General features: G+C 67.4%; 5 protein-coding genes and 1 pseudogene. 3 read left to right on the top strand and 3 right to left on the bottom strand.

Annotated features, from left to right (window positions below; all coding sequences use genetic code 11):
* Positions 1-268: 268 nt before the first annotated feature.
* Positions 269-3796 (bottom strand): hybrid sensor histidine kinase/response regulator, encoded by a 3528-nt coding sequence (locus AC5P8J_RS20085; RefSeq protein ID WP_019660056.1) that lies wholly within the window; start codon positions 3794-3796, stop codon positions 269-271.
* Positions 3797-3892: 96 nt separating this feature from the next.
* Positions 3893-7438 carry a sensor histidine kinase gene (locus AC5P8J_RS20080; protein ID WP_021202034.1) on the bottom strand — a complete coding sequence of 1182 codons (3546 nt, stop codon included), beginning with the start codon at positions 7436-7438 and terminating at the stop codon, positions 3893-3895.
* A 164-nt stretch (positions 7439-7602) separates the two neighbouring features.
* Here AC5P8J_RS20080 and AC5P8J_RS20075 point away from each other — a divergent pair, with 164 nt between their 5' ends.
* The 3 genes from AC5P8J_RS20075 to AC5P8J_RS20065 are packed head-to-tail and all read left to right on the top strand — an operon-like array spanning position 7603 to position 9394.
* Positions 7603-8235 (top strand): YceI family protein, encoded by a 633-nt coding sequence (locus AC5P8J_RS20075; protein ID WP_021202033.1) that lies wholly within the window; start codon positions 7603-7605, stop codon positions 8233-8235.
* Positions 8236-8245: 10 nt separating this feature from the next.
* Entirely contained in the window at positions 8246-8818 is a 573-nt protein-coding gene (locus AC5P8J_RS20070; protein ID WP_495217094.1) for a cytochrome b, read from the top strand.
* A 3-nt stretch (positions 8819-8821) separates the two neighbouring features.
* Positions 8822-9394, top strand: a complete 573-nt coding sequence (locus AC5P8J_RS20065) for a YceI family protein (protein WP_021202032.1) — start codon at positions 8822-8824, stop codon at positions 9392-9394.
* Positions 9395-9454: 60 nt separating this feature from the next.
* Here the strand turns inward: AC5P8J_RS20065 and AC5P8J_RS20060 are convergent.
* Positions 9455-9566, bottom strand: a pseudogene (locus AC5P8J_RS20060) (IS110 family transposase); the annotation flags it as partial.

Here is a 9566-nt window from a genome sequence, read left to right as displayed (position 1 = left end):
GGCGGGGTGGGTCCGGTTGCGGGGGCGTGAGCCGCATGGGCCCGAGGCATGCCTCGGGCGGGTTGGGCAGGACGCCCAACCCCGGTCTTGCCGTGTGCGCAGGATTGCGCACACGAGCAAGCGGCGACCGAGCTTACATGGACGTACTTGCAGCGTCCCCCGTAACCGGACCCACCCCGCCATCCCACAGGAAGCCAGCTTTTGCTTCGGCGGTTGCTGTTGCTCCGGCTTGCAGCAGGTGCAGGGCCGCAGGCCCTGCCGCCGCATCCTACCGCCCCATGACCCTGGCGATCGCTTCCAGCAGCAGTTCACCGGTCACCGGCTTGCGCAGGAAACCGCCGATGCCGGCCGCTTCCACCTGCTGCTGCAGGTCCGGATCGGTCCGCGCGGTCACGGCAAGCAGCGGCAGCATGTAGCCCTGGTTGCGCAGGTGCTGGGCCAGTTCGAAACCGCTCAGGCCCGGCAGGTCCAGGTCCAGCAGGCCGACGTCGAAATCGCCGGCACTGATCTCGCGCAGCGCCGCCAGCGCATGGCCTGCATGCACCACCTCATGCCCACGCGCACTCAGCAGCCCGCGTATCACATCGGCCACGGTCGCGTCGTCTTCCACCAGCAGTACCCGCAATGGCGGCATGTTGGCCGCTTCCTGGCGGTGCGTATCACCCTCTGCCTCGGCATGGGCATCGACCACCATCGGCAACGGCAACGTCACGCCGAAGCAGGTGCCACGACCGAGCTGGCTCTCCACCTGGATCCGCCCTTGCATGGCATGCGCCAGTTCGCGGCAGATTGCCAAGCCCAGGCCACTGCCACCGTACTGTGCAGCGGTGCGTGCGCCATCGGCCTGCTCGAAGCGGCGGAAAAGGCGCTGCTGTTGTTCCTGGCTGATGCCCGGGCCGGTGTCGCGCACTTCGAAATGCAGCGATCGCAGTTCGGCGTCGCTGCGGGCGTGCAGGGTGATGGTGCCGCGGCTGGTGAACTTGACCGCATTCGAGAGCAGGTTCAACAGGATCTGCCGTACCCGCATTGCATCGCCGTTGGCCTGCAGGCCGGCGGGCAGCTGGTTGTCGAGCGTGAAACGCAGGCCCTTCTGCGCCGCCAACGGCCCCATCAGCGCGGCCAGGTCCTGCAGCAGGCTGCCCAGTGCGAACGGCTTGTGCTGCAGCTCCAGGCGGCCCGATTCGATCCGCGCCAGGTCCAGCGCATCGTTGACCAGATGCAGCAGGTGCTCGCCGGCATGGCGGATCGATTGTGTATAGCCACGCTGCTGCGGATCCAGCGGCGAGGCCAGCAGCAGCTCGCTCATACCCAGCACACCGGTCATCGGTGTACGTATCTCGTGGCCAAGATTGGCCAGGAAGCGGGTCTTGGCCGCCGACGCCTGTTCGGCCAGTTCCTGCTTGTGCAGCGCAAGCTGGTAGGCGTGGCGACGTTGCAGGCGCCGACGGTAAAGCCAGGCGAACCAGCTGGTCAGCAGCAGCGCGAACGAGGCAAGCATCAACAGGCCGGACAAGCTGCGCCACCACGGTGGCTGCACGCGGAATTCCAGGCTCTGCACACGTGACCAGACATGGTCAGCCGACCGCGCCTGCACTTCCAGCCGATAGCTGCCCGGTGCCAGCCGCGAGAACAAGCGCTCACCGGCCGGCCCCACTTCCACCCAGTCCGGGTCATAGCCGGCCAAGCGGTAACGATAGGTGTTGGACGCCGAATCGGCGAACGACAACAGGCGCGCGACGATGCGCAGATCGCGGTCGCCGTCGGCGATCTGCAACGGCGCATCGTGGGTGAGGTCCAGCACCTGCTCGTTGCGGCGCACCTCCACCCGCTCGATCACCAGCGGCGCACGCCGCATCGACGGACGTACCTGCTTCGGGTCGAACACCACCACACCGGCCGGCGTACCTGCCACCAGATGACCGTCTGCCGACATCACCAGCGTGTGTTCGCGGAATTCCTGGCTCGGCAGGCCATCGTGCACGCCATACAGGCGCACGCTCTGGCCGTCGGCCCCGATGCGCACCAGGCCACGCGCACTGGTTGCCCACGCAACCCCCTGCGCATCGACCACCAGCCCCGAGGCGGAGATCGCCGGGTAGCCCTGCTCTGCACCGATCACGGCCTGCCGCTCCAGCCGGCCCTGGCTCCAGCGATAGCGCGACAGGCGGCCATCTTCGGACAGCCAGACCTGGCCATCGGTGCCCACGTGCAGTGCATGGATCGCGGTCGCCGGCGCACCCGGCACCGGCTGGAAACGCTCGCTTTCCGGCAGCCACTGCAGCAGGCCACGGCTGCTTGCCAGCCAGATATGGTCCTGTGGCCCGCATTCCACGTCCAGATTGAGCTGGCCCTGCTGCAATCCACGCTGGCCATTATCCAGTTGGCGCCGCAGGCGCCCATCCAGATCGCGTTGCTGAAGCCCCGACGGCAGCATCAGCCAGAGACTGTCACCATCACAGGTCATCATGGATTCGATGACTCCTTCCATGGTCGCGTCGGCGCCGGCATCCCGGCCCCAGCGGCGCAGATCACGCCGCTTCGGGTCATAGCGCAGCAGTGCGTCGTTGGAACCGATCCAGACCTGGCCGCGGCGATCCTCGCGCACCGAGGTCAGCCAGTGCATGCCGTTGACCCAGGTACGGTGCTGTTCGATGCTGCCGGTCTTCGGATCGAAGCGGTCCAGCGCGCCGTGGCTGCCGACCGTCCAGATGCCGCCATTGCTGGAGGGGCTGGTGCCCAGCACGAAGGCATTGCGCAGCGAGCGCGGGTCGTCCTCCAGCCGCGACAGCACCGAGAACTGCCACCAGCGCGGCAACAGGTGCCACAGGCCGGCATTCGTGCTGGCCAACCAGATGCCGCCCTCGCGATCCTCGTAGGCACCTGTCCAGTTCGGGCGCACCGGGCCACGTGCCACCGCGCTGTACAGGGGCACGGCCTGGTACTGGCCATCGACCGCCCGGCCGAGGCCGGTGCGGGTGTCCAGCCAGTGCCCGCCCTGCTCGTCGCGCAGCATCATGCCCAGCACCTGCTCGCCTTCGGGCAGCTTCCAGGACGGTGCCTCGAAACGACCATCGGGACGGCGCACCATGGCACCGGCCATCGTGCTGATCCAAAGGCTGCCATCGGATTCGGCCGTCAAGCCATTGATCAGCAGGCTGGGAATGATGCCGGCCCCGACCCGCTCAAAGTCCGTGCCGGTCCAGCGCGCGACGCCATGCTTGGTGCCGATCCACAGGCTGCCGTCAGCCAGGGTGGCCAGGTACGGCACCGATGCCGCCGGCAGGCTGCGCGGGTTGTTCGCTTCAGGCAGGAAGCGCTGCAACCGGTCCTGGTTGTCCAGGCGGTACAGACCACCTTCGTGGGTGCCGAACCAGACCGAACCATCCGGCGTGGTGGCCAGGCTCCAGACCGTGTTGGTGCCCATCAACGGCTGGCTGCTGCGGTCGTAGAAGTGCAGCTGGCGGCGATCGGCCGACATCCGTACAAGGCCGGCGTTCTCGGTGCCGATCCAGAGCTGGTTGCGGGCATCGACCAGCACCGTCCAGATGCGGTTGTCGCGCAGGCCGTCTTCCGAGCGCCAGATCCGGTAGTTGCGCCCGTCGTAGCGGGCCAGGCCGTCATTGGTAGCGATCCAGAGGTAACCGTAACGATCCTCGGCCATGCGGTTCACGGTGTTGGACGGCAAGCCGTCGAACACCGTCACCTGGCGCGGGTTCGGTGGCACCGGCTGCGCCGCAGCGGGTGACAGGCCGCACAGGAGGACCAGCAGCAGCATCGCCGCCCGCAGATACACCACCGATTGCCTCCTCACGCTGCTTCTGATGATTCCCGCACTACGGGCGTCGGCATGGTAAACCGAAAGTCGCGACGTTCACGCCCGGCGCTGGCGCATTCAAAGGGCGGTTTGTCGTTTTGCGCGCGCCTGGGCAATGGCAGTCACCAGCATGTCACCGGTCACCGGCTTGCGCAGGAAGCCATCGAACCCAGCCGCCAGGACCTGGGTCTCGGCGTAGGCGTCGGACCGTGCAGTGACCGCCACCAGGGGAAGTTCATAGCCCATGGTGCGCAGCTGCCGGGCGATGGCGGTGCCGTCCAGCGCCGGCAGATCCAGATCAAGCAGGCCCACGTCAAAGCCGTCGGTGGCGATCTCCGATAGCGCGCCCAAACCATGCAGCACGTGCACCACGTCGTGGCCACGGCCACGCAGCAGGCCGGCGATGACCTCGGCCACGGTCGCGTCATCCTCCACCAGCAGGATGCGTAGTGGCGGCAGCATCGGCAGTACCGGCAATTCGCCCGGCGCATTGGCGGCCTGCCGGTTCCAGGGCAGCGGCAGCCATACCCGGAAGCGGGCGCCCTTGCCCGGCTGGCTGTCCACTTCAATCCGCCCGTTCATGGCCACGGCCAGCTCCTGGCAGATCGCCAGGCCCAACCCGCTGCCTCCATAGCGCGACGCGGTGCGCGGGCCATCGGCCTGTTCGAAGCGATGGAACAGGCGGTCCTGCTGCTCGGCGTTGATGCCCGGGCCGGTGTCATGCACTTCGAAGCAGAGTCCACCACCGTTGTCTTCCAGCCGCACAGCCAGGCCGACGTGCCCGCGCTCGGTGAACTTGATTGCATTGCCCAGCAGATTGAGCAGGATCTGCCGCACGCGCATCTCGTCGCCACTGACGCTGATCGGCCCAGGTGGATCGTCCCCACGGCGGAACTCCAGATTGCGCTGCGTTGCCATCGGCTGCATCAACGCCTGCACCTGGTCGAGCAGGCTGGCCAGATCGAACGGGCGCAGGTCCAGCTCCAGCCGGCCGGCCTCGATGCGGGCCAGATCCAGCGCGTCATTGACCAGCCGCAGCAGGTGGCTGCCCGCCTGCTGGATCGAGCCTGCATAGCTGCGCTGCACTGGATCCAGCGGGGTGGCCAGCAGCAGTTCGCTCATGCCGAGCACGCCGGTCATCGGCGTGCGCACCTCATGGCCCAGCGTGGCCAGGAACCGGCTCTTGGCCTGTGATGCCTGCTCCGCCAGCTGCTGCTTGTGCACGGTCAACTGCCATTGCTGGCGGCGGCGCAGCCGCGCACGGATCGACCACACCACGATGAGCAGCAGCAACGAGCCGATCAGCAGGTAGCCGAAGATCGCCATGCCGCTGCGCCACCAGGGTGGCAAAACCTTTACCTGCAGCCGCTGCGAAGGTGTCCAGGCGCCACTGGCCGTCGCCGCCTGGACTTCAATGACGTAGCTGCCGGTCGGCAGCCGCGACAGCGTGCGTTGGCCGTCACCGCCCTGCTCCACCCAGTTCTGGTCGTAGCCCTGAACCCGGAAGCGGTAGCGGTTGCCCTGCGGGTTGGCATAGGAAAGCAGCCGCGCATCAATCTGCAGGTCACGGTCATCCGGCCCCAGCAACAACGTGCCGCTGGTCGGCAGCGGTTGCCAGCCACGGGCATCATCGCGCCGCACGCGGACCTCGGCGATCACCAGTGACGAAGGCGGCAGCGTGGTATCGGCGGCATTCACATCGAACTCGACCAGGCCGGTCTGGGCCACCGCCAGCACGCGACCGTCGGCATTCACCGCCGGCGGCCGGCTGGTGAACTCGGCGTCCGGCAGGCCATCGCGTTCGTTGAACTGCTGCAGGCGGCGCGCTTTCGGATCCCATCGCAGCAGGCCACGTGGCGTGGTCGCCCACAGGCGGCCGTCTTCGGCCAACGCCAGCCCCCCCATGCTCACCGGCGGCACGCCCACACTGCCATCAATGCGCTGGATCAGGCGCAGGCTCATGCCATCCCACTGATAGCGCTCGAGCGCACCTTGCCGGGCCAGCCACAGCTGCTGCGGATCGACCCACACCAGGTCATAGATCAGCCCGCGCGAAACGCCCGGCACCGCTTCGAAGCGCCCGGCCTGTTCACGCCAGATCCCCATGTCGCCCATCACCCAGGCCTTGCCCTGGGCATCGAAGCGGATCTGCTCAATCGGTGAATCGGCCGTCTTGCGGAAATCCTCCAGCGGGTAGCTGCGCAGTATGCGGCCGTCGGCACTGCGTTGCTGCAGGCCGAGGTTCATCACCGACAGCCAGACCGTGCCATCGGCGGCCTGCCGCATCAGATCGACGCGCTGGCGCAGGTCCGCGCCCCCGTCGATACGCCAATCGTGCAACGCGCCGGTGGCCGGGTCGTACACGCTGATGCGGCCGGCACGCCCCAGCCACAGGCGCCCGTCCGGCCGCGGCAGCACCGACCACACCGCCCCGCTGCCAATCTCGCGATCGCTGGCCAGCAACCGCAGGGTTCCCTGCGCATCCAGCTGGTACACGCCATGTGCCGAGCCAACGTAGTAGTTCTGGCCATCGCTGGCTGCACTCAACAGGTACTGGCTGTCCAGCGGCTTGCCGTCAAGCTGGTTCCAGATCGAAAACCGGCGCCAGTCCGGGGGCAGGTAGGCCAGGCCCTGGGTCAGCAGCGCCACCCACAATCCGCCCTCGTGGTCCTGCAGCAGATCGAGCACACCACTCTGGGCAGTGAGGAAACCACTGCCGCGGTCGCCATCGAGCCGCCACAGCATGCTGGCATCTCCACGCAACAGGCCATCGGAGGTGCCTGCCCAGTAACCGCCCTGGCGATCAGCCAGCACCAGCGCCGAACGCAGGCGCGCACTGTCGGCCCAGCGTGGACGACTGACCCGGTCCTGCGGGTCGATACGGTAGAGGCCGTCATTCTGGCTGCCGGCCCAGATCGAGCCGTCGGGGTCGCGGCTCAGGCGCAACACGCTCAGCGCCCCCAGTTCGCGCGGTGCGACAGCCTCGAACCCAGTCCCGTTCCAGCGCGCAATTCCCGCCTCGGTGCCGATCCAAAGGCGTCCCTGCGCATCGACCAGGCTGCTGTAGATGGTATTGCTGGGCAATCCCTCGGGACGGGCCGGATCATGCTCGAAGAAGCGCAGGCTGCCATCTTCACCGAAACGGCAGACGCCATGGCCGCTGGTGCCGATCCACAGTGCATCCTCGGCGTAGGCCAGCGTCCAGAACTGGCTCATGCAGGGGCCGTTGACGGTATCAAAGGTCTTGAAGCGTTCGCGGTCGGCATCCAGCCGGGCCACGCCCTTGCCATTGATGCCGACCCAGACGCGGTCCAGGGGATCGACCAGCAGGGTCTCGATTTCGTTGCCGGGCAGCGAGCCCGGCTGCTCCGGATCATGTTCCCACACCCGCAGGTTGCCACCGTCATAGCGCACCAGGCCACCATCGGTGGCGGCCCAGACATGGCCCTGGCGATCCTCGGCCAGCGCCAGCACCATGCGCGAGGGCATGCCTTCGGCGGCACCGAAACGGCGCAGCCGCGGTGTCTCGGCCATGTCCGGGGCCGCAGCCGCCGCGGCAAATGCCATCAGCAGCAGCCCCATTCCCGCGATGCCCCGGCGCCACAGGCGCCAACCGCTCGTCATCCTGAACCCCCTGTCCTGCCCCGATTGTCACACAGCGCCGGGTTCATGGCTGCAACAGGCTGTTTCCACCGGTGGACCCACCACGAACTGTTGCAGCCATGCACGCAACGTTGGCGGGGGGCTGTGCGTATGATCGCAACGTCCCCTTCCGGAGCCCGCCATCGATGCGTCCCTGCCTGGCCCTGCTGCCGATGCTGCTCGCCACCGCTCCCGCCTGGGCCGATGCGGATACCTATCGCCTCGATCCGGTGCATACCCGTGTGCTGTTCACCATCGACCACGCCGGTTACTCGCAGGCGATGGGCACGGTCTCCGGCAGTGAAGGACGCCTGCAGTTCGATCCCGACAACTGGCGCGAAGCCACACTGGACGTCGAGGTTCCCGTGTCGCGATTGGACCTTGGTGATGCCAAATGGAACCAGGCCACGCTGGCGCGCAGCCTGCTGGATGGTGAGCGCTTCCCGAAGGCACACTTTGTCTCCAGCCGGGTCGAACCGATCGATGCAAGGCGCGCCCACGTGATCGGCACCCTGACCCTGCGCGGGGTCAGCCAGGAGATCACGCTGGACGTGACCCTCAACGCCATCAAGCGCTACCCCCTGCCCCCATTCCGACGCACCGCCGGTTTCTCGGCCAGCACCACGCTGAGCCGGCGCGCGTTCGGCATCACCGCCTGGCCGGGCGTCATCGGTGATGCAGTGCAGTTGAGGATCGAGGCTGAAGCCACCCTCGACCGCAGCGACGCCCCGGGAACTCCCGCTCCCGTTCCGCACTCCGACCCCAAGATGGCCCGCTAGAGGACCTTTCATGACCGCCAAGAACACCCCCGCCGCCTGGGGGAGTGTCAGCCAGATCCTGCATTGGTTGATCGCACTGCTGATCCTCGCCCTGGGCGTGGTCGGCCTGACCATGGGCGAGCTGCCCAAGACCCCCAAGTATTTCTGGGTCTATACCGCGCACAAGTCGATCGGCATCACGGTGCTGGCGCTGGTGCTGTTGCGCCTGGGCTGGCGCCTGTATGCCGGTGCGCCGAAGCCGGTGCCGGGCGTGCCCAGCTGGCAGGAACGCATCGCCAGCGCCACCCACGTGCTGCTGTATGTGCTGATGTTCGCCATCCCCCTGTCGGGCTGGCTGTACGACTCGGCCAGCGGCCTGCGCCCGTTCCGCTGGTTCGGCCTGGTGGATGTGCCCAAGCTGAGCGGACCCGACCCGCAGGTTGTCGAGGTGTCACATGCCATCCACGAATACGGCTTCTGGCTCTTGATCGCGGTGATACTGGCCCATGCCGGTGCCGCCTTCTACCACCACCTGTTCCAGCGCGATGCGACCCTGTCCCGCATGTTGCCGCGCGGCTGGCTTGCCTCCCCTCAGAAGGACTGACCGATGAACCTGAAACTGACCACTCCGGCCGCCGTGGCCGCCGCCCTGGCCGGCATGCTGGCTACCGCCCCGGCGCTCGCTGCCGACTATGCGCAGGCCCCCGGCGCCGGCTCGATCCTGGTGTTCGCGACCAAGTACGACGGCGAGGTGTTCACCGGCAGCTTCCCGGGCTTCGCCACCAAGCTCAGCTTCGACCCGGCCAATCCGGCCGCCGGCTCGCTGGACGTGGTGATCCCGCTGGCCGGTGCCAAGAGTGGCAACAGCGACCGCGACTCGACCCTGCAGGGTGCCGACTTCTTCAACGTCGGCAAGTTCGCCACTGCGCGCTACACCGCCAAAGGCTTCCGCGCGGTCGGCAACGACCAGTTCGCCGCCGATGGCACCCTCGAGCTGCGTGGCGTCAGCAAGCCGGTCACCCTCACCTTCACCTGGAAGCCGGGCACCCAGCCGGTGCTGACCGGCAAGGCCACGGTCAAGCGCCTGGACTTCGGCGTCGGCGGTGGTGACTGGGCCGATACCAAGACCATCCCGGATGAGACCGCGATCAGCACGATCGTGAAGTTCGACGCGAAATAAGCGATGGGCCGGGGCACGGCCCCGGCCGCATCCTGTAGAGCCGAGATCCTATGTTCGTGGTCAAGCCTGCTGGAAGCAGGCTTGACCCACTTTCAGCATGGCCGGGTCAAAGTCCCGGCCGCTCTTGAAGACGCCCCAAGCGATCCTGGCCAGCTTTCTGGCCAGGATGTTG

The organism is Stenotrophomonas sp. YJH_SMC_37 (assembly GCF_059370035.1).
Note: the sequence above shows the minus strand (reverse complement) of the source record. Positions and strands in the feature narration are given on the sequence as shown.